Here is a 20561-nt window from a genome sequence, read left to right as displayed (position 1 = left end):
TTTTTATCTATGCCAAAAGTACTTATATTGAACGTACTTATATTAGAACTACTAAGGCGTGTCTACTAGCGCTGGCTCTACTGCCTCTTCTTCTAACGCGCCGCCACAGCTACTGCCCTGTCCTGCTGTACAACCATAGCAGTGGTCAGCAATGGCAATATCATCACCAGACGGGTTTTGCGTTAACAAATCACTTAGGTATTGCCGTGACTTGTTGGGGACAGGTATCTCTAACTGCTGATTGAAATCACAATCAAATAGCTCACCCAACCAATTGACACTAATGGTCGAACGGCACATGACCTCGGCTAAATTAGCAGCCATATAATTAGCTTTGAGCAAATCCATATACGGGTGGAACTGGTTTTTTGCCAATAGCACCGCCCCAAAACGCTGAATCGGCATATTTGTTAGGGCAAATAAATGATTAAACTCAATATTAAAGTGCGCTTTTAACTCACGCTTGTAATCTGCTTCAAGCTGCTGTTGATTGGGCGGCAGCGTCGCACCTTGTGGGTTGTAGACCAAGTTTAATGTTAAATTTGAATCAGGCTTGCCGTACCCCAACTGATTGAGCTTCTGCAATCCTAATATACTGTCATCAAACGCACCTTTACCGCGCTGTTTATCTACATTTTCTAGGGAATAACAAGGCAAAGAAGCCACCACTTCCACTTGGTTTTCTGCTAAAAACTGCGCCATATCCTCATAACCCTCTTCCATAAGAATGGTCAGGTTACAGCGGTCTATCACTTTGACGCCTAATGCCCGAGCGGCCTTGACCAAATACTTAAAATCCTCGTGCATCTCAGGCGCACCGCCCGTCAAATCAAGCGTATCGATATTTTGTGCTTGCAATACTTCTGGTATCAACTCGACCAATTCACGCGACATCATCTCGGTACGATAAGGGCTGGCAGCCACATGACAATGTACGCAAGACATATTGCATAAATAGCCCATATTCACTTGCAATATGGTCAGTTGACGACGTTTTATCGCTGGAAAATCCGTATGCTCAAGTAACTCAATTGTTGATTTCATGGTGGTCTAAAATCCTGTTAGCAGTACAACTAAAAAAGGATAGCAACGTAAAATTAAAGATTAGAAAACACAGATAGCGCATTGCTTTTACTGTTTATTTTTAATATTTACAACGTAAAACCTGATTGCTTACTTTACGGTTTATCTAATCAATCATACCTGATTATGAATACGCATTGATGACTAATCAGATGGATTTTATGGTTTATTCCAAATGAGCATTAACCCTTATCCGCCTCTATGAAGCGCTTATCAATATACTTTTTGAGATGCCATACCCAGCGACCTTGTAGATTTATGTTGCCCCAACTACCAATGGCATATTTATCGCCGCACGATAGCAGGTATAGCGTGCGTGACTTTGGCTGATAGCTCTTCATTACGCTCTCTTGTAGATAGGCCAATAGATTATCGGCTTCGACAGCACCACCATGTACGGAGTGAACCCCCGAGTGCGCCACGTATTTATCGATTCGTGTCGCCACATCACCAACGGCAAATACATTGGAATGAGAAACGCTCTGTTGCTTATCGTTTACCGCGACAAACCCATCACCTTCTATTTCTAAATCTGTAGAAGCCGTCCATGCCGACCCTATAACGCCAGTCGCAGCGATGACCGCATTTATGGGCAATGATTTATGCGTAGTTGATAATTTACCGTCACGATAATCGGTCGCTCGTTCTCGAACTATCGTAATGTCATGTCGATCTAGCTGCTTGATAACCCGCTGTCGAAAGCCCGAATTAAACCCTGACAATAGATTCTCACCACATACTAATGTCACTTGATGATTACGATTGATATTCCTTAGCGCGACTTTGGCTGCCATCACCAATTCTATTGCCGCAGCACCTGCCCCGATAATAGCCAATTGATACTTTTCAGACTGCTGAGCGGCCTTTAGAATCCGCTGCCATTGAATGATAAATGCTGATAACGGTCGTATGGCAATCACGTCAGTATCATTATCGGTAGCGCCAGTATTGTTATCGTTACTGTCGCTTCTGTGCTCGTTGTAGCTATTTTGGTCAGGTAGCCAACGCATATCTGTATCTGCGCCAGTATTTAAAGACAAGACATCGTAGTCAAAATCCGTTTGTTCATCGCCAGTCGTAACCACCTTGTTTGACGCTGCATTTACTTTTACAAGCGACTGCTGAATAAAGCGCACGCCTGCTCGCACACAAAGCGATTTGATATCGATACTGATATCATGCAGCTGATAATGCCCTGCCATCCAACCTGGTAACATGCCAGAATAGATGGTTTGCGGTTGCTCACTAATTAAGTGAATGTCTGCCTCTATCATATCGGCATCCTTTAAACGCGCTGCGCTAAGTCGGCGTAACATGCCAATGTGAGCATGACCTGCGCCTGCCAATAGTAGTGTCTTTTTCGGTAAAAATTTCGTCATAGATGATTTTATCAAGGCGGTTGGTTGCTGTTAGTGTTTGATCGAATGTTGATTGATATAAATGACTTTAAAAACTCATTTAAAAGTATCATATAAATAAGACCAGTCTGTTGCGGGCAAACAGTAAGAGCGTAAATGGCTCATTCGATTCATGTGACTTATACATATTCAACCATAGTCACTGCGTCAACCGTTATTAGTAGAATGATATTTTGTATAACTGAATTAAAATCATAAAATAAGGTGAAATTATTTATCATCGCCCAGTACAATAGGACATTATAAGAGCCGCAGGATAAATTGCGCTACTTGACTCATTATTTGAGAAACATCGTCAAAACCATTAATGAAAATTATAAGTAATCAAGGAACATTACATGAGTACCAGTAACGATCACATCTTGTCTTCTGACAATATTCACTACTTGCACCATGACTTTTTTGAGCCAAGTAGCAAAGACGTCGAGATTAGCGCGACTTTACTAATTGTGCATGGCATGGCAGAGCACAGCGGTCGCTATAGCGATTTTGCACAGTTTTTAGCAGACAATGGTATCGCTGTAGCGACTTACGATCATTTGGGTCATGGACAGACTATCAAGACTGAGGCCGATCTTGGGTTTTTCGGTGAAGAGCATCCGGTACAGTCACTTTTGAAAGACGTGATTGTGATGGCCGATAGCCTAAAAGAGCGTCATCCAGACGTCCCGCATTTTGTGATGGGTCACTCGATGGGCTCATTTATCGTGCGCAACGTACTTAAACATCATGCGCATAATTTCACAGGTGCCATCCTAATGGGTTCCGCAGACGCCAACCCACTGGCCAAGGTGTTATTACCTATTAACAAGCTACTGGCCAGAGTCGCCCCACGACAACCGAATACAGTTTTTGCCAAGGTGATGAATAAAGTCCTTAACAGCCAACTACCTGAACGTAATTCATCCTCACAGTTTGCCTGGCTGAGTGAAAACACCGCAAACATTGAAGCCTATGAAGCCGATCCTAAGACTGGTTTTGACTTTACCAATAATGGCTTTATGACATTGTTTACGCTTATGGATACTGGACTGAATAAAAACTGGGCTACCACTATCGCCAAAAATTTCCCGATGCTGTTTATCAGCGGTGAAGATGATCCGATTGGTGAGATGGGTCGCGGTATACGTAGGGTTGTCACGCGTCTGGACAAGCGTCATTTCAGTCATGTCGATATTCAGCTGTATCCCAATATGCGTCATGAAGTGCTGCACGAAAAGGATAAACAGACTGTTTATCAAGACATTTTAGAGTGGATAGAGACCAACACGACAGACAATTAAATCATGATAAATGAGTTGTTTTGAGAGGATACCTGAGAACAACTCATTTAATATTGTCATAATAAGATCCTCAACGTGTTTGCTAAAAGTGGTCAAATTAGCGACAATACGGCAAGCAAGTTTTTGGACCAAGCCATACCTTGAATTTTCTTTAGGCTGGGTCATATAAGTCTTTAACCATAATTTTAAGATCACCCTCCCTTTCATTCATTTTAGGAACCTTTATGTCATTACAACAAACCATCGAACAAGCATTTGAAAATCGCAACGAATACAGCCCAGCCAATATGCCACAAGACGTGCGTGATGCTATCAATCAAGTACTTGAGCAACTAGATAACGGCAGCCTGCGCGTAGCAGAAAAGAAAGATGGCGAATGGGTTGTCAATCAGTGGGCCAAAAAAGCCGTACTATTGTCTTTCCGTCTAAACGACAACTACGTCCAAGCTGCTGGCGAACATGTACAGTTCTATGACAAAGTACCGACTAAGTTTGCTAACTGGACCGAAGCACAGTTTAAAGAAGCAGGCGTACGCGTTGTACCACCAGCTGTCGCTCGTAGAGGTTCATTCATCGCAGCAGGCGCAGTATTGATGCCGTCATACGTCAACATCGGTGCATATGTCGATCAAGGCGCAATGGTTGATACATGGGCGACTGTTGGTTCATGTGCTCAAATCGGTAAAAACGTGCATCTGTCAGGCGGCGTTGGCATCGGCGGTGTATTAGAGCCATTGCAAGCAAACCCTACTATCATTGAAGACAACTGCTTCATCGGTGCGCGCTCTGAAATCGTTGAAGGTGTTATCGTTGAAGAAGGCGCTGTCATCTCTATGGGTGTCTACATCGGTCAATCGACGCGCATCTATGATCGTGAAACTGGCGAGATTCATCGTGGCCGTGTGCCAGCAGGTTCTGTTGTCGTACCAGGTAGCTTACCGTCAGAAGACGGCACGCACAGCCTGTACGCTGCTATCATCGTGAAAAAAGTTGACGCGCAAACTCGTGCAAAAACATCAGTAAACGAGCTATTACGCCTAGCCTAAATATTTGGCACGTACCATTATTTGGTACATAATATTGTTTTATATGAAGATGCTGGAGGATGACTCCAGCATCTTTTTTGCAGCTTAATATAACGCGTTACGTTATAATCCTCTTTTAGTTTGTCTTTATACAAACACAAAATCATTCGTACCATCCCCTGCCTTTTTATTACGATTGATAAGCGCTTCATCGTCTTATCGACCTTTAACTGTATTTGAAATATTATGAGTGAATCATCATTACGCACCGCCGCTATCCCTGTCACTGACCCTGAAGCAGGGTTGCGTCTGACTGAGATTTTTTATTCCTTACAAGGTGAGGCAATCACCTCAGGCTTGCCGACGATATTTGTGCGTCTAACAGGCTGTCCGCTGCGCTGCGTCTATTGTGATACCGAATATGCTTTTACTGGCGGCGAACGTCAATCATTAGAAACCATCATAGAAACCATCAAAGGTTATCCGTGCAAGCGCATCTGTCTGACTGGTGGTGAACCATTAGCACAGCCAAATGCCATTGAATTGATGAAACGTTTGCTGAGCGATGGGTATGAGATATCCCTTGAGACCGCAGGCGCACTCACGGTAGAAAACGTGCCAGCAGCAGTCAGTAAGGTAATGGATCTCAAAACGCCAAGCTCAGGCGAAGTCGATAAAAATCTATGGTCAAATCTCGACTATCTCACTCAGCATGACCAAATCAAGTTTGTCATTATGAATCGTACAGATTACGACTGGGCAAAAGCTAAATTGACCGAGTATAAGCTAAACGAATTGGTCGGTACGGTATGGTTCTCTCCGATGTTTAATGTCGCAGATGATATCGATGAACAGCTCAGCCCTGAAGTACCTGTATTGGCGCGCGAGCTAGCAGAATGGATGTTGGCTGATGCCTTGCCAGTTCGTTTTCAGCTACAATTGCATAAGATCATTTGGGCAGATGCCAAAGGCAAGTAACTATCAGCAAGTAACAAACAGAAAGTGTGAATACGTAGAGTGCCATGGATAAGGTAGCGGTATGATCAAACTCATTTTATTGGGCTTGCTAGCAGGTGCGTTTTTTAGCTCGACATTTATCTTAAATGAGCTTATGAGTAGCGCAGGTGGACATTGGTTTTGGTCAGCGAGTCTACGCTATATCTTTATGCTATTGATTATCACCGCCGTTATTACGATGCAACATGGCTTTGGTCGTATTAAAGCACTAATGAGAATTTTTCTACAGTATTGGGGTTTTTGGTGCATTACTGGCAGTATTGGGTTTGGACTGTTTTACACCGGTATTTGTTATGCCGCAGATCATGTTGCGGGATGGGTGGTAGCGGCTACCTTTATGTTTACCGTCGTCGCCAGTTTGCTTGTGCTATCGGCATTTGGTCAACGTTTTGATAAGAAATTCATCGTATATGCTGTCATTGTCTTTATCGGTGTGGCGCTCGTCAATATCAGTGAAGGTCTGCATGCTGCTTCTATAACCGACACCGTCCCCATGTCTGACATGCTGCTCTACGGTGCACTACCCGCTCTTATCGCCGCTTTTAGCTACCCAATTGGTAACCAGCTGGTTTGGCAGGCTTCTCACAATGCCCGCAAGCGCAATACTGAACTACAGAAGGCCGCAGAGTTGAACGCTCAAAAAGCCAGTATTGGTATTGATATCAGTGAGCAGAGTGAACCACTCATATCCGAAGCTTATGATTTGCCAGCTACGACATATGATGCTACCGATATTGATAGCGTACTTCAAAGTAACAACACTGCGGCAACCTCATCCCTACAAAATCTAATTGCTCATATTCCTTCTATCGAAACCACGCTACTGCAAAATGCCTTTAACAAAGTGTGGCTAATGACTCTTGGGTGTTTGCCATTTTGGCTGTTTTTGGGCATTATAGTGCGCCCTGACCAGCCCCACCCCTCACAAATAATCAATACGTTGCTCGTTGCTCTATTAGCAGGCGTGGCAGCAACCACTATATTTCTGTATGCGCGCGAGCAAGCTGTTACTTCAAGCGAGGTTGCAGGCGTTGACTCAACCCAAGCCAGTGAAGTTATCTTTGCTTTGATTGGGGGTATATTATTGTTAGATAACGCCATACCTTCGGCGATGGGACTGGTCGGTATAGGGCTAATTATTGTAGGGCTGATATTCTTTGCAAAAGATGGCTAAATGGCACTATAACACTACGCATATTTCGTCAAAGTTATGCATTGAATAACCGCCTAAAAAACACCTATCACTTTGATGATCACGATTTGACACTATAACCATGGGTAATGCTTTGATTTTTCCTGATATTCTATTATATTTATTGGACATGGTTGGCATTGTTGCCTGCGCGATTGCAGGGACTTTGCTTGCGCAGCATAAAGGCTTTGATATTGCTGGGTGTATTCTAGTGGCGATGGTCAATGCCATCGGCGGTGGTACATTACGTGATATGGCTCTCGACCGTCACCCTCTATTTTGGATGACTGATCTTAATTACGTGATCGTTATCACGGTGACCTCTCTTATCTTACAAATATTCTTTCACCTTTATCATAAGATTGACAATGCGTTAAAGCTCTTTGATGCCATTGGGCTGGCCGCTTTTAGTGTCATTGGTTTTAAGGTGGCCTTAACCCTAGACATATCTCCCCTTATTGCTATTATGATGGGTGTCTGGACTGCCATTATCGGTGGTTTGCTACGTGATATCATCTGTAATGAGATTCCGCTGGTACTACAGCGTGAGATTTATATTACTGCCAGTATCGCAGGGTCTGTAACCTATTTATGCTTACAGTATTTTGGGGTGGGTGCCAGTCTCAACGAATTTATTATGCTGTTTGTCATCTTTGCAGTACGTATGCTCGCGCTCAGATTCGACTGGCATCTGCCTTCTATTCGACTCGTAGACTGATTGATTGAGCAAGACTCTACTTAGATAGCCTTTGTTTGACTGACAATAATTGAAAATAGTGAGAACTGCCCATGTTGGCTATCGTATTGGATCCTACCGTACTGATCACTACTTTTGACCCGCGCTCTTTGATATATTTCTTTGATATGATTGGCATCATCGCCTGTAGCGTCTCAGGCACGATACTTGCAAAGCACAAAAACTTCGACGTCTTCGGCTGTCTGCTCGTGTCTATTGTCACTGCTATCGGCGGCGGTACGGTACGTGATGTCATTCTGGATCGCCATCCGTTATTTTGGATGGTAGATATGAGCTATCTGACCCTCATTACAATTTCATCGCTAGCGATGCAGATATTTTTTCATCCAAACTCTAGACGAGTAGATAAGTTCCTCAAACTTTCCGACACTATTGGTCTGTCAGCATTTACGCTGATAGGTATCAAAGTCGCTGATAGTATGGGTGCCAATGTGCCTGTAGCACTATTGTTAGGTGTGATTACCATCGTGGTTGGCGGCATCATTCGCGATATGATTTGCAATGAGATTCCATTGGTACTACAGCAAGAGATTTATATTACGGCAGCGTTGACGGGTGGTGTGCTGTACTTTGCTCTAAAGAACTTAGGCGTGACAGATTGGGTAGCTGACATCTCTACGATGAGTACGATTTTTACTTTGCGTATGCTGGCTATTCGTTACGATTGGCAGTTCCCCACACTAGAGTGGAAATACTGATACTAGGGCGTGTCTTCATTTCAAAAATACCAACGCGCCCATCTTTGAGCGCGTTGGTATTATCGATTTGGCATTGCCGTTTTAGCCTTGCTCTAGCACAGCCAAGTCTTTGACCATCAGCTGTAAGCTTTGTTTGCCATTCCATTCATTAATGTCTAGCTGAAATAACAAATGGACTTGCTTAGCACGGTAATCCCAAGCCTCATTATCAAAGTTAAAGCAAATGGCCTCTATCGGATATTGAACGTCTGGATAGCGCAGCGATAACTTAAGATGTTTGTCTTTTAAAATCTTGAAGCTCAGTACCTCAAACACACCGTCAAATATTGGTGGCGCAAATCCATGACCCCAGATACTGGCATCGGCTAAATGCTCGGCAAACCATAAGCTAAAGTCGCTCGCTTGCAAAGGTCCATCAGTGAATTTTTGTTCTGCAAATATCTCATCATCCATCTGAGCCATCACTTCGTTAAAAGCTGTGACAAATGCCTCAAAGTTGCGGCGCTTGAGGGTTAAACCTGCCGCCATCGCGTGCCCACCGAAGTGACTGATTAAGTCTGGATAACGCTCAGCAACTTGTTCAATCGCATCACGAATATGTACGCCAGCGATAGAACGTGCAGAACCTTTAATAGCACTATCTTCATCTGTTTGTTCAGTGTCTGCTGGTGCAAAAACGATACTGGGCAAATAATGGCTTTCTTTTAGGCGACCAGCGACAATGCCAATGACTCCTTGATGCCAGTCATCTTGGTATAGAATAATACTACGCGTACCTGAATTGCTAGCCTTCGCAGTAGAGACAGCTTGAATAATTGTGTCATCGTTACTCGCATTGTTGTCGCTATCACCATTCGTACTATTGTCGTTATTATCTTCATTAGCCAGTGCTTGTACGATACTGTCGGCTTGTGCGCGCATCTCGCCTTCTACATGACGACGCGTGCGATTCAACTGCTCAAGTTCTTGTGCCAATCGCTGTGCGGTGCTCCAATCTTCCGTTAATAAGCATTCGATACCGATGCGCATATTATCCATACGCCCAGCAGCATTGATACGGGGGCCTAATACAAAACCGAAATCTTGGGCATGAAGCTGCTTAGGATCACGGCCCGCTTGCTCAAGCAATGCCAGTATTCCCATACAGCAGCGGCCTTGACGAATAGCTGATAATCCATGATGTACCAAGATGCGGTTGTTTTTATCCAGTACCCCAACGTCTGCAATCGTCCCAAGTGCGACCAAATCCAAATATTGACTCACCTGTACCGTAGACTTGCCAGCTTCGCGGCGTAGCTTTGCCAATCGTCCGAGCACATAAAATGCGACTCCAACTCCGACCAGTGCTTTACTAGCAAAGTCACAACCTAGCTGATTGGGATTGACTACCGCTTCCGCAGGTGGCGTCTCTTTGGTGGTGAGATGATGGTCGGTGATAATCACCGTGATACCATCAGCTTGGGCGCGTACTACCCCTTCATGACTTGAGATGCCATTATCAACCGTCACTATCATATCTGGCTGAAAAGTCTCAATACCTAACTCGACAATCTCTGGCGTCAGACCGTAACCGTACTTAAAACGATCTGGCACTAGGAAATCAACGACCGCACCCATCTTTGTAAGCGCACGCATCATTAAGGCTGTACTGGTGGCACCATCACAGTCAAAGTCACCAACGATCAAAATACGCTGACGCTCATCAATGGCTACATCTAATAAGCGCACGGCTTCAGTGACACCGTGCAATGCCTCAGCAGGCAATAGACCTGATAGGCTAGTTTCCAGCTCATCAGGCGCAGTGATACCTCGCCCTGCATACAGGCGGGCAAGCGTGAATGATTGAGCGGCAAATGGTTGCAGCGCGTCGGGCAACTCGTCGATGCGAGTGCTGGTATAACGGGGGGTTAAATTTAGCATGAGGGTATTCTACTGGCTTTAGTAGAGGGTCACAATGACAATTTATACTACCTCTGTATATCATTAGGCATTGTGCAACCTGATGAATAATGCCTGTAAATTAGCAATAATTGATACCGCCATTTTTATAGCTCATGTAGATCACCTTCGTTTAATCACTTACAAAAAAGGTGCACAGTGTGAGTAATTTCATTCATTTTGCTACAAAGCAATGATTGTAAGCCACGCATAAATCCATAAAATAGTAAGCAACTGAAGGATTTGTTACCTATTGAACTTTTTATCATTTATATTTTAATTATTTATAAGGACACTTTATGAAAACCACGCCACTTGCTGAAAAACTTCCAAATACTATCGACCCTAACCTAGACCTTGATAAGGTTAAGAAAGAATGTCAGGGAATGGTAAAAAGACGCGCTAGAGTTTCTGCTGGTGTAGCAGTTGTGCCAGTACCATTTTTTGATGTGGCAGTTGATGCGGGGATGTTGACGCAGTTGATTCCAGAGATTAGTGAGCGTTTTGGTCTCATTGAAGACCGTCAATCAGCCATTAATTTGGAATCACGCGAAGTGCATTGGAGCGCAGTAAAAGATCGTACTGTAGATTTCGCTGGTCTCATGGCAACACGTGGTATCGTCAAAAAAACCATTCAAGGTTTCGGTGGTCGTATCGCTGCCAAACAAGTGACCAAGTTTATTCCACTTGGTGGTCAACTAGTTGCTGCAACGATGGGTTATACGATTTTTAAGAAAATTGCCAATGACCATATCAATGAATGCTATAAATTGGCAAAAGATATTCAGCAAAAAGAACACGGCAAAAACGTATAAATAAGCCAAATAGCTTAGCCTATATCAAGCCAGTTAAGTGATTACTTAGCTGGCTTTTTTGTGGTTTATACAAATAGGTTATAGAGTTCTAAAATAAAATGCGCTTGTGGTTAATGATGTCATTGCTAGGTTTTACTGATAATATACAGCTTTATTTATGACAGACACCTTAAAGGACTAACTTATGAAAAAAATCTTGGCTTCAACGATGATGCTAGCGACTTTTGCCTTGGCGGGATGTACCACAACAGGTGCTACAAACAACGGTACAGGTACAGCAATCGGTACCGCAAATGAGATTGGCATGAATGTTTTTAGAGCTGCGATCGACAACCAATGCCGTAGCCAAATTGAAAAACAAAACGCGTGGCGTGTTGCAAGCGTCGCCATGACAGAAGCACAGCAAGAATCTGTTAAAACCAATGTTTGTGGCTGCGTCAGTGAGCAAGCACCGCAGCAAGTAACGATTGTTGAGCTGGGCAATGCCGCGATTGACTCTCAGTACCGTACTCAGTTAGTTGCACAAGTCGTCGCCAAATCTTTACAGAGCTGCTATACAAGCTTTGTTCAATAGAACAATCAAATGATTCGTTAGAATAAAAAATAATAAAAAGGGTGCGTTATACATAACGCACCCTTTTTATTGCTAACAGATTAGTTCAATCAATTAGCCTAAAACTTATTTGTGTCAGCTGGTTGAGACGTTATAGAAGCCGTAAAAGGCAATGATTGGCTACGACGAAAATACTTCGAAGTACTATCAATAATTTTATCTACTTCCTTAATTAAATCATTAATCACGTCATCATAAATACCATGATATAGCTCTTTTTCAAATGCTGTAAATGGGTGCTTACGCGACGCTGAACCCACCTCAGTGACACCGTCTTTACTATAAAAAATATCTACGCGACCATCGCTATTCAACACACAATTTAATAGACCACCTTCAATCTCCATCTCTACGCGTTCTGGCATAAAAATATAGTCATCTACATTGATAAGCTTTTTTTCTACTTCTCGTTTAAAAAATGATTTGATATCGAACATAGGTACATCCCTAACTTTATAATTATAAGATACGTGAGCATGCCGAGCACTGTGATTGTTATCCAGTATTCATCTGTGTGATTAACGGGTCATGCTTTACTCAGTTATCCTATAAGATAGTGTTAGATTATTTAAGGTGCGATATGTAAAACTGCGTTTGATGTTGGTAAAAATGTGCGATTGATTTTGGATGTGACATAGACCCAATAAAATAGAACCAGAAAAATAGACTCAACAAAAAAGGAAGCGACCAATAAGCAACTTCCCTTTTTTATTATCGAACTGCATTAACTGACCTAATTAGACCCAGCCCTTTTCACGAAATGATTTGAGCACCTCTACAAATACCGCCATCTCATCAGGTCTGCCAAGTGTTAAGCGGTTAAAGCCAGTAATTGGCGCAAACTCACGCCCGACCGCAATGCCATGTTCTCGCATTCTATCGATATAGGTTTGCACATCGCCTTTTATCTCATGGAATATAAAGCTCGCTTGTGACGGCAAATAGCGTAAGCCAAGCTCATCTAATGTTTGCTCAACCAGCTGACCTGATTGATTGGCTGTACGTAAGCTCAATGCCAAAAAATCTTCATCATCGAGAGTCGCTAATGCAGCTACCGCACCTGCCAAGTTGGTATTATCAATCGAGATAAATGCTTCTAATCTAGCTATCATTTGCGGGCTAGCAACTGCATAGCCAACACGCATGCCAGCGAGTGCACATAGTTTTGAAAAGGTACGCACCACAACGATATTTTCTGAGTACTCCTCTCGTATCCATGCAACACCACTCTCAAAACTTGGATCAGTCACATACTCCGAATAAGCTTCATCGAGTAAAAAGTAATGGTTACTTGGTGCATGCCCTACCCATTCTTTTAGCTTTACTGTGTCAGTAATAGTCGACGTTGGGTTGTTTGGATTGCACAGATAAAACAAGCTAATACCGTCAAAGTCATCAGCCACTTTTTGCATGCTTTGCAAGTCAAAAGCGTAATTTTCAGTGGTCAGCGGCACTTTTACCACAGGCACATCAATGGATGTCGCATATAATTCAGCATAGGCAAAGGTTGGATGCGGCACGATAACTTGGAATTTTTTGCCTGCTACTAATGCTTGATTTTGTAGCATTTGGACGACAGTACGAATATTTTCACTAGAACCACTGCCCAGTGAGATTTGACTCTCTGTCACACCGTTTATCTCAGCGACTTTGGTAATCAGCGCTGCACGTTGGTCATCAGGATAACGAAAGCCGATGTCTAAAGAGTTAATAACGGCTTGTTTAGCAGCATCTGACATACCGAGTGAATTTTCGTTAGAGTTTAATTCTATTAAGTTGTTGGTAAGCACAGTGAATAATACGCCTAGATTATGTCCATTCCAAAAATTTAGTCTGTGTTGATAATTTGATCTATGAGAACAACAAGCTTAGCTTAACAAGAACATTACTCACGCTCGGCTTGTTTGCTTGCGACTTAAATTTTTGAAATATTATATGGATGGTGAGATTTATGCGGATATGGTAAGTGGCAATGCGCGGTATTACAAGTATTCTGTACGTTCCGATATTGTATAAACCATAAAAAAGTGAGGTACTTAAAAAGCACCCCACCTTAGCTATTGTTTAGCCTCTTTTTAGCCTCAATATTTAACCCAAGCGATCAGATTAAATGTGCTTTTAACTCTAGTACTTTGTCACGCGTTTTTGCTGCTTCTTCAAACTTCAAATCACGCGACATTTGCTGCATTTGCTTCTCTAATCGTTTGATTTCTTTGGCAAGTAGATCAGGGCTACGCAAGATATTGATATCCACATCTGGTAAGTTACTCTTAACTGGGATAGCTTGATTGTCATTGGCATCCAAGCTTTCGCCCGTATCAATCTTGTCCGTGATACTACGGCGAGCACCTTTTGGCGTGATGTTATGCTCAAGGTTAAAGGCAATCTGCTTATCACGGCGGCGATCCGTCTCATCTATTGCCTTTTGCATACTTGGCGTAATACGATCGGCATAGAGAATAGCTTTACCATTCAAGTGACGTGCTGCACGACCAATGGTCTGGATAAGCGAACGCTCTGAACGCAAGAAACCTTCTTTATCAGCATCAAATATCGCTACCAGTGATACTTCAGGCATATCCAAGCCTTCACGTAATAAGTTGATACCGACCAGCACATCATGCACGCCAGTACGCAGCTCATGAATAATCTGCATACGCTCAACAGTATCGATGTCCGAATGTAGATAGGCGACCTTTACATCATACTCTTTGAGGTAACTGGTCAAATCTTCTGACATACGCTTGGTCAATGTAGTAATCAGTACACGCTCGTCCTTTTCACGGCGTTTGGTAATCTCTGATAGCACATCGTCAACTTGCGTCAAGACAGGACGTATCTCGATCTCAGGGTCAATTAGACCCGTCGGACGGACGACCTGCTCAACGACTTGCTCGCTGTGCTCAAGCTCATACAATGCTGGCGTGGCACTGACATAAATTGTTTTGGGCTTGATACGCTCCCACTCTTCAAACCTCATCGGGCGGTTATTCATCGCACTTGGCAATCTAAAACCATAATTGACCAAGTTTTCTTTACGCGATCTATCGCCTTTATACATCGCACCAATCTGCGAAACCGTAACATGCGACTCATCAAGGAACAACAAGGCATCTTCTGGAATATAATCAAACAATGTCGGCGGCGCTTCCCCTGATGGACGACCAGAGAGATGCTGTGAGTAGTTTTCAATACCGTTACAATAGCCTAGCTGCTGAATCATCTCCAAGTCATACTGAGTACGCTCTTTGAGACGCTGTGCTTCAATCAGTTTGTTGTTATCACGGAAATACTCTAAACGCGGCTCTAGCTCAGCACGGATCGTATGGCTGGCGGCTTCTAGCTTATTACGCGGCGTCACATAGTGCGACTTTGGATAAATGGTAATACGTGGCACGCTGCGCACCGTCTTACCCGTTAAAGGATCAAACCACGTAATCTTCTCGACTTCGTTATCAAATAAATGCACACGTACGGCTAGCTGCTCAGACTCAGCAGGATAGATATCTAACAGCTCTCCACGTAAGCGATACGTACCACGGCCAAAATCCAACTCGTTACGTGTGTACTGCATCTCAACCAAACGCTTGATAGTCGCCGTACGATCGATGTTATCGCCCACAACGACATGTAATAGCATTTTAAGATAACTTTCTGGATCACCCAAACCATAGATGCAGGATACCGAAGCGACAATAATCGCATCACGACGCTCTAACAAGGCACGCGTGGCTGACAGGCGCATCTGATCAATATGATCGTTGATGGCGCTGTCTTTTTCGATAAAGGTATCACTCGCTGCGACATACGCTTCTGGCTGATAATAATCATAATAGCTGACGAAATATTCGACCGCATTATTAGGGAAGAACGATTTGAACTCACCATATAGCTGAGCGGCTAGCGTTTTATTGTGCGCCATGATAATGGTCGGACGCTGAGTTTCAGCAATGACCTTTGCCATGGTATAGGTCTTACCAGAACCAGTCACACCCAATAGCAACTGCTCGTCCATGTCCGAATTGATACCGTTAACTAGCTTTTTGATGGCTTGCGGCTGGTCGCCTGCTGGCTCAAAGTCAGTAACCATCTCAAAGGCACGACTTGATATTTGCGTCCCTGACGCATTAACACCACTAATTTCAGCTTCGCCTTGGAGCTGAGTGGCCAATTGATTTAACTGACGCGATGAGCGCGGTTCAGGCATTCGCATAATGGCTTTCTTCTTCTTAAGGTTTATAACAATATGGGGTCTGAGCAGCGGTTTTTAAAGGAGAATAAGGAGTCTTATCCTATAGTCAAAACGCTGTCTGGCTGCCTAAAAAAATGAGTACATAAATGTACGGTTTATTAAAAGTTAATGATTAATATTAGCGGATAAAACTTACATCGTTATAAAAAACGCACACAGTATTCGATAAATTTACAAAGCTTTTCACGGTTAACAAACTCGTTACACGACCACCTAACAAAGCCTAACACTCAAGGGTTCCAACACTGAGTTAAGCTGCTATTATCGTTCTTGAATTAACAAGTTGATGACTTTCAAGTACTAGTGATCAGTACTAATGAATGGATAGCTTTATAGCAATTCGTATCATTAGCTTTAACTTGATTGTCATCGAATAGAAGACCAATAAAAATACATTGAACTTTCATTCAATATAATAATTTTAAATAAATGACGGAGTAAAATATGAGAGAACGTTACGCAAGTGGTATTTCAGACGAAACTGCGAAAAAAATGATTGATTTGCTAAACGCTAACCTAGCAAATGTTATTGATTTAACCTTAGATGGCAAACAGTGCCATTGGAATCTACAAGGCACTGGCTTCATCGGTGTGCATCAGTTATTAGATGAAACATCAGATCGCATCCTTGAAGTATCAGATACTATCGCAGAGCGTATTGTGATCCTAGGAGGCCAACCAAACGGTTTGGCAAGTCGCGTAGTAAAAGAGTCTATCCTAGATGACTACCCAACTGACATCACTGAAGTAGATCAGCATGTTCGTGAGTTAACCAGCCGCTATAAGAAAGTCGCAGAGACATTGCGTGAAGCGATTGCTGCTGCTGGCGACGCAGGTGATGAAGACACCGCTGACTTATTTACAGAAGCTAGCCGTATCGTTGATAAAGATGCATGGTTCATCGGCGCAAACGCACCGAAGAAATAATAGCATTCAATTTGACTAGTCACTAAGCACTAGAGTTATAAAAAGAGCCGTCATAGTTGACGGCTTTTTTGTGTCTGTATTTTTGAATTTAGAAAGTGTACTTAAAAGCATTCGATAAGATCTACATATTACACATTCAATCCATCAAACCCCCAGATTAAATATTCTCTAAACTTAGCAGCTCAGCATTAGGTTCTGACAGCGTCAAGATAGCCTCTTGAAAGACTGGGTTACCTCTGAATAGATTTTCAATCTCTTCAAATTTCCGAGCGATATGCTCTTCTTTTTGATTGCCGGCGATATCTACTGCCGCCACCATAAATATCTTTTTTGGGCCGACCCACTCTAGGTGCAGGTAGGACACACTATCGATATCTGGATGATTTAGCAGCTCGCTTAAAACATATTCGTGCATACGGTCAGTGACTCTATGCCCGACCAAGAAATCTCGGTTTCGACTGATTAAGAATATGGCGACGACGCCCAATAGTAGACCGACGATGATAGACCCTAATGCATCCCAATATGGTTCGCCCGTATAAGCGTGCATACCCATAGCAGCAGCGGCAATCACCAAACCGATAACCGCTGCTAAGTCTTCAAAGAACACACCGCGCAACGTTGGGTTAGACGTATCTACGACATAGCCAAGTGCACTTATATCGAGCGCTTCACCATGCTTTTTACTTTGTCTGTATGCCTGAACCAATGAGATCCCTTCGAGCACAAACGCCACTGCCAATACGATAAAGCCAATCGTGTAATTAGCCTCAGACTCAGTAGCGTTCCATTCTTTAATACCCGTATAGATAGAGACAATCGAACCTGCTGTAAAGACACCAAAAGCAGCAATCATCGACCAAACATAAGACTCTTTGCCGTAGCCTAGTGGATGGCTTTTATCAGCAGGTTTGATAGATTTTTTTTCTGCGACGATGAGCAATGTACCATTGCCAGCATCTGCCCATGAGTGAGCTGCCTCGGCAATCATAGAGGCTGAGCCTGTCATAAAGGCGGCAACAGTTTTTGCGATTGCAATAACCAGATTGGCCCCAACTGCAATTAACACAGTGATCAGTGATCCTGAATGCTCATCATTGGTTTCGGGGCTTTGATTAAGGGTATGTTTTAGTTCAGGGTCGTTTAGAATTTTAGGATTACCTGCCCCACGCGCGCGAGGTGTTTGCGCTTTAGGAGAGGCTGGTAAATGGCGCTGGGGATTAGCAATAGATGGCTTTAGACTCATGCTAGACTCACTGAAATAACGTATTGATAGTAGAATTTTTGCCGTAGATAAATGGCTTGAAACATACATCAGCTTAAAATAAGCGCTCTACAATCTCAGTGTCTTTTTAGTGAGTCGTTGTATGAATTATTAATTCAATAAAACTAAATAACTTTAGATAGCTTTAAATAACTTTAGATAGCTTTGAATAACTTAGGCTATTTTTCTACCTCAGCATTTTCTTCGTTCTCGCCAAACTGCTTGTTAATCTCTTCGAAGTCGCAACTAGGACGATGCGAGCTTTCCATACGCAGCTTCTTTCGCTCTTTAGCTGCATCAGCTCGACACTGCTGCATCTTGTTTTTGATATCGAGTGGTGGTGCGGATGTCGGTTTACCATTGTCATCAATAGCCACCATCGTAAAGTAACAGCTGTTGGTATGACGTACGGTACGACCACGCACATCTTCTGCTTCGACGCGAATACCTACTTCCATTGAAGTGTTGCCAACATAATTGACACTGGCTGCAAAAGTAACCAACTCGCCCACATATATCGGCTCACGGAACATCACCTGATCGACAGACAGTGTCACCACATAATTACCACTATAGCGACTGGCACAGGCATAAGCGACCTGATCAAGCATCTTGAGCAAATCCCCACCATGCACATTGCCAATGAAATTCGCCATATCGGGCGTCATAAGTACTGACATATATAGCTCGTGGTTTAATGGGGCTTTTTTGGCAGTGGAGCTGGTATTGTATTGCGGCATAATATTCCTTAATGGTTTGACACTTATTTATTATGTCTACCATTTATACAGCAGGTCGCCGTATAGCACAAACGGCCCTCTGTCATTAGACAGTCTAAATTATGTAAATTGCGGCTATTTAAACAGTATTAAATAAGCCAAGATATAGGCGCTAGCTCAACCAGTGAAAGCGATACGCAAGCCACGCCACTATGGCGCTAACCGAACCGGTCAAAATACCACCCCATACAAAGTCAACCAACGCCGTATCTAACGTAAAGCCCTTATACAGTGCCAAATTGGTAAAGTCATATGTGCCATAAGCCATCAAGCCAATCAGCCCGCCGAGTAAGAAGATATGACCAACGGATGCGCCAGCTTTAATTTGCGGATATAGAACCAAAATACAAAGTGCCAATATATAAAACATATAAAACACGCCAGCGGCCATCATGTTTGGCTCATCAGCCAATAGATGCCCGATACGCGACTCATAAAAAGCGCCTTTCATGGTCGTCAGCCATACAGCATCGACACCCAAAAAGATAACCACAGCAGCGAGATAAATAAAAACGTAACCCATGATATTACCTCTTATAAAATGAATAAAAACGGATAAAATTTATAGTGTTAGTCGTGGTTGGATAAAGTCTAAAAATGCCAGAATACGCGAAGATACGGCACTGTTTTTGTAATATACCGCCTGTATGGCTTCACGATTGTTTGGTCTGACTATCGCCTCAGGTAACACCTCAACCAATCTGCCAGATTCCAAATCTTCACCAATCATAAAATGTGACAATAAAGCGATCCCTTGGTGATTTAAACATAGCTGACGTAAGGTCTCGCCGCTACTGGCTGTCATGTGGAAATTCAGTTTAACTGGAGTTTTTAGTGGCCAGCTATTTAGTTTTGATGCATCATTAAAGCCAATCAATTTGTGAGTGCTTAAATCATCAATATGAGCTACTTCATTATGCTGGTATAAGTATTCAGGACTGGCTACTAGCCGCAGCTTACTTTTACCTAATAAACGTGCATGCAGATTTGAGTCTTTTAAGTCGCCAATTCTGATAGCCAGATCTGTCTTGTGCTCAAGCAAATCGATGATATTGTCATGCGAGGTAAGGTCGAGAGTAATGTGTGGATATTGCGCCACAAAATCACCAACCAAAGGCGTCAATTGATGAAAGACAAACGGGCTCGCGGCGTCAATTCGTAGATGCCCACTCGGCGCTTGTTTTAACAGCTTAATCGCCTCTTCACCGGTATATAACGTATTTAAACTCTCACGCGCATATCTTATAAAGACATGCCCTTCCTCCGTCAGCTCCAAGCGCCGTGTCGTTCTATTCAATAGCGTGCATTGCAGCGTATCTTCGATTCTGGACACCGCACGAGATACTTTGGCAACCTGCTGATTCAGTAAGTTGGCAGCGCCAGTAAAGCTGCCCGTGTCTACTACCGTCAAAAATATCTCTATGTCTTCTGTTTTAGCATGTCCCATCATCATGATTACCTTTACAAAATTGACAAAGGTATTTTGTCATTTATGCTGTT

At 43.0% G+C, this 20561-nt stretch carries 19 protein-coding genes; 9 read left to right on the top strand and 10 right to left on the bottom strand.

Going from position 1 to position 20561, the window contains the following annotated elements:
* Positions 1 to 51 precede the first annotated feature (51 nt).
* On the bottom strand, positions 52 to 1044 hold the full coding sequence (gene arsS / locus B2863_RS13765; RefSeq protein WP_296211548.1) for an arsenosugar biosynthesis radical SAM (seleno)protein ArsS: 993 nt from the start codon (positions 1042 to 1044) through the stop codon (positions 52 to 54).
* Positions 1045 to 1265: 221 nt separating this feature from the next.
* A complete protein-coding gene (locus B2863_RS13760; RefSeq protein WP_296211547.1) occupies positions 1266 to 2462 on the bottom strand; it encodes an FAD-dependent oxidoreductase in 1197 nt (398 codons plus the stop codon).
* A gap of 377 nt (positions 2463 to 2839) precedes the next feature.
* Between B2863_RS13760 and B2863_RS13755 the strand changes: the two genes are divergently transcribed.
* The 6 genes from B2863_RS13755 to B2863_RS13730 all read left to right on the top strand — a co-directional run bounded on the left by B2863_RS13755 (position 2840) and on the right by B2863_RS13730 (position 8473).
* A complete protein-coding gene (locus B2863_RS13755) occupies positions 2840 to 3784 on the top strand; it encodes an alpha/beta fold hydrolase (protein ID WP_296211545.1) in 945 nt (314 codons plus the stop codon).
* Between the two features lie 224 nt (positions 3785 to 4008).
* Positions 4009 to 4830 carry a 2,3,4,5-tetrahydropyridine-2,6-dicarboxylate N-succinyltransferase gene (gene dapD / locus B2863_RS13750; RefSeq protein ID WP_057760881.1) on the top strand — a complete coding sequence of 274 codons (822 nt, stop codon included), beginning with the start codon at positions 4009 to 4011 and terminating at the stop codon, positions 4828 to 4830.
* A gap of 225 nt (positions 4831 to 5055) precedes the next feature.
* A complete protein-coding gene (gene queE / locus B2863_RS13745) occupies positions 5056 to 5787 on the top strand; it encodes a 7-carboxy-7-deazaguanine synthase QueE (RefSeq protein WP_296211543.1) in 732 nt (243 codons plus the stop codon).
* Positions 5788 to 5848: 61 nt separating this feature from the next.
* Entirely contained in the window at positions 5849 to 7000 is a 1152-nt protein-coding gene (locus tag B2863_RS13740; RefSeq protein WP_296211541.1) for a multidrug resistance efflux transporter family protein, read from the top strand.
* Positions 7001 to 7100: 100 nt separating this feature from the next.
* Positions 7101 to 7736, top strand: a complete 636-nt coding sequence (locus B2863_RS13735; RefSeq protein WP_296211539.1) for a trimeric intracellular cation channel family protein — start codon at positions 7101 to 7103, stop codon at positions 7734 to 7736.
* A 71-nt stretch (positions 7737 to 7807) separates the two neighbouring features.
* Positions 7808 to 8473 (top strand): trimeric intracellular cation channel family protein, encoded by a 666-nt coding sequence (locus tag B2863_RS13730; protein WP_057760888.1) that lies wholly within the window; start codon positions 7808 to 7810, stop codon positions 8471 to 8473.
* Positions 8474 to 8554: 81 nt separating this feature from the next.
* Here B2863_RS13730 and recJ read toward each other — a convergent pair whose 3' ends face one another.
* The gene (gene recJ, locus B2863_RS13725; protein ID WP_296211537.1) at positions 8555 to 10393 is read right to left on the bottom strand and encodes a single-stranded-DNA-specific exonuclease RecJ; all 1839 of its coding nucleotides are present in this window, start codon (positions 10391 to 10393) and stop codon (positions 8555 to 8557) included.
* A 317-nt stretch (positions 10394 to 10710) separates the two neighbouring features.
* Here recJ and B2863_RS13720 point away from each other — a divergent pair, with 317 nt between their 5' ends.
* Entirely contained in the window at positions 10711 to 11226 is a 516-nt protein-coding gene (locus tag B2863_RS13720; RefSeq protein WP_057760892.1) for a hypothetical protein, read from the top strand.
* Between the two features lie 184 nt (positions 11227 to 11410).
* Positions 11411 to 11800, top strand: a complete 390-nt coding sequence (locus tag B2863_RS13715) for a hypothetical protein (RefSeq protein ID WP_201567403.1) — start codon at positions 11411 to 11413, stop codon at positions 11798 to 11800.
* Positions 11801 to 11898: 98 nt separating this feature from the next.
* On the opposite strand, the gene B2863_RS13710 is transcribed toward B2863_RS13715, so the two are convergent.
* The 3 genes from B2863_RS13710 to uvrB all read right to left on the bottom strand — a co-directional run bounded on the left by B2863_RS13710 (position 11899) and on the right by uvrB (position 16052).
* Complete coding sequence (locus tag B2863_RS13710) at positions 11899 to 12276, bottom strand: hypothetical protein (protein ID WP_165597842.1); 378 nt, start codon at positions 12274 to 12276, stop codon at positions 11899 to 11901.
* 300 nt (positions 12277 to 12576) lie between these two features.
* Positions 12577 to 13629, bottom strand: a complete 1053-nt coding sequence (locus B2863_RS13705) for a pyridoxal phosphate-dependent aminotransferase (protein WP_296211532.1) — start codon at positions 13627 to 13629, stop codon at positions 12577 to 12579.
* A 311-nt stretch (positions 13630 to 13940) separates the two neighbouring features.
* The gene (gene uvrB, locus B2863_RS13700; RefSeq protein ID WP_296211531.1) at positions 13941 to 16052 is read right to left on the bottom strand and encodes an excinuclease ABC subunit UvrB; all 2112 of its coding nucleotides are present in this window, start codon (positions 16050 to 16052) and stop codon (positions 13941 to 13943) included.
* A gap of 483 nt (positions 16053 to 16535) precedes the next feature.
* Between uvrB and dps the strand changes: the two genes are divergently transcribed.
* The gene (gene dps / locus B2863_RS13695) at positions 16536 to 17018 is read left to right on the top strand and encodes a DNA starvation/stationary phase protection protein Dps (RefSeq protein WP_296211529.1); all 483 of its coding nucleotides are present in this window, start codon (positions 16536 to 16538) and stop codon (positions 17016 to 17018) included.
* A 157-nt stretch (positions 17019 to 17175) separates the two neighbouring features.
* Here dps and B2863_RS13690 read toward each other — a convergent pair whose 3' ends face one another.
* The 4 genes from B2863_RS13690 to B2863_RS13675 all read right to left on the bottom strand — a co-directional run bounded on the left by B2863_RS13690 (position 17176) and on the right by B2863_RS13675 (position 20514).
* On the bottom strand, positions 17176 to 18264 hold the full coding sequence (locus B2863_RS13690) for a cation diffusion facilitator family transporter (RefSeq protein ID WP_296211527.1): 1089 nt from the start codon (positions 18262 to 18264) through the stop codon (positions 17176 to 17178).
* Positions 18265 to 18461: 197 nt separating this feature from the next.
* Positions 18462 to 19022: an acyl-CoA thioesterase gene (locus B2863_RS13685; RefSeq protein WP_057760906.1), complete on the bottom strand. Its 561-nt coding sequence runs from the start codon at positions 19020 to 19022 to the stop codon at positions 18462 to 18464.
* 151 nt (positions 19023 to 19173) lie between these two features.
* Positions 19174 to 19584 carry a DUF2177 family protein gene (locus B2863_RS13680; protein ID WP_057760908.1) on the bottom strand — a complete coding sequence of 137 codons (411 nt, stop codon included), beginning with the start codon at positions 19582 to 19584 and terminating at the stop codon, positions 19174 to 19176.
* Positions 19585 to 19623: 39 nt separating this feature from the next.
* Entirely contained in the window at positions 19624 to 20514 is an 891-nt protein-coding gene (locus B2863_RS13675) for a LysR family transcriptional regulator (protein ID WP_296211521.1), read from the bottom strand.
* Between the last annotated feature and the right edge of the window lie 47 nt (positions 20515 to 20561).

It is taken from the genome of Psychrobacter sp. UBA3480 (genome assembly GCF_002377945.1).
Classification (GTDB): domain Bacteria; phylum Pseudomonadota; class Gammaproteobacteria; order Pseudomonadales; family Moraxellaceae; genus Psychrobacter.
This window is presented reverse-complemented; position numbering and strand designations above follow the sequence as displayed.

Excerpts from the sequence above, each read along its gene's own strand:
- dps (WP_296211529.1), top strand. The coding sequence starts at position 16,536 with ATGAGAGAACGTTACGCAAGTGGTATTTCAGACGAAACTGCGAAAAAA.
- B2863_RS13675 (WP_296211521.1), bottom strand. The coding sequence starts at position 20,514 with ATGATGATGGGACATGCTAAAACAGAAGACATAGAGATATTTTTGACG.
- B2863_RS13710 (WP_165597842.1), bottom strand. The coding sequence starts at position 12,276 with ATGTTCGATATCAAATCATTTTTTAAACGAGAAGTAGAAAAAAAGCTT.
- B2863_RS13760 (WP_296211547.1), bottom strand. The coding sequence starts at position 2,462 with ATGACGAAATTTTTACCGAAAAAGACACTACTATTGGCAGGCGCAGGT.
- queE (WP_296211543.1), top strand. The coding sequence starts at position 5,056 with ATGAGTGAATCATCATTACGCACCGCCGCTATCCCTGTCACTGACCCT.
- arsS (WP_296211548.1), bottom strand. The coding sequence starts at position 1,044 with ATGAAATCAACAATTGAGTTACTTGAGCATACGGATTTTCCAGCGATA.
- B2863_RS13735 (WP_296211539.1), top strand. The coding sequence starts at position 7,101 with ATGGGTAATGCTTTGATTTTTCCTGATATTCTATTATATTTATTGGAC.
- B2863_RS13685 (WP_057760906.1), bottom strand. The coding sequence starts at position 19,022 with ATGCCGCAATACAATACCAGCTCCACTGCCAAAAAAGCCCCATTAAAC.
- B2863_RS13715 (WP_201567403.1), top strand. The coding sequence starts at position 11,411 with ATGAAAAAAATCTTGGCTTCAACGATGATGCTAGCGACTTTTGCCTTG.
- B2863_RS13720 (WP_057760892.1), top strand. The coding sequence starts at position 10,711 with ATGAAAACCACGCCACTTGCTGAAAAACTTCCAAATACTATCGACCCT.
- B2863_RS13730 (WP_057760888.1), top strand. The coding sequence starts at position 7,808 with ATGTTGGCTATCGTATTGGATCCTACCGTACTGATCACTACTTTTGAC.
- recJ (WP_296211537.1), bottom strand. The coding sequence starts at position 10,393 with ATGCTAAATTTAACCCCCCGTTATACCAGCACTCGCATCGACGAGTTG.
- uvrB (WP_296211531.1), bottom strand. The coding sequence starts at position 16,052 with ATGCGAATGCCTGAACCGCGCTCATCGCGTCAGTTAAATCAATTGGCC.
- dapD (WP_057760881.1), top strand. The coding sequence starts at position 4,009 with ATGTCATTACAACAAACCATCGAACAAGCATTTGAAAATCGCAACGAA.
- B2863_RS13740 (WP_296211541.1), top strand. The coding sequence starts at position 5,849 with ATGATCAAACTCATTTTATTGGGCTTGCTAGCAGGTGCGTTTTTTAGC.
- B2863_RS13690 (WP_296211527.1), bottom strand. The coding sequence starts at position 18,264 with ATGAGTCTAAAGCCATCTATTGCTAATCCCCAGCGCCATTTACCAGCC.
- B2863_RS13755 (WP_296211545.1), top strand. The coding sequence starts at position 2,840 with ATGAGTACCAGTAACGATCACATCTTGTCTTCTGACAATATTCACTAC.
- B2863_RS13680 (WP_057760908.1), bottom strand. The coding sequence starts at position 19,584 with ATGGGTTACGTTTTTATTTATCTCGCTGCTGTGGTTATCTTTTTGGGT.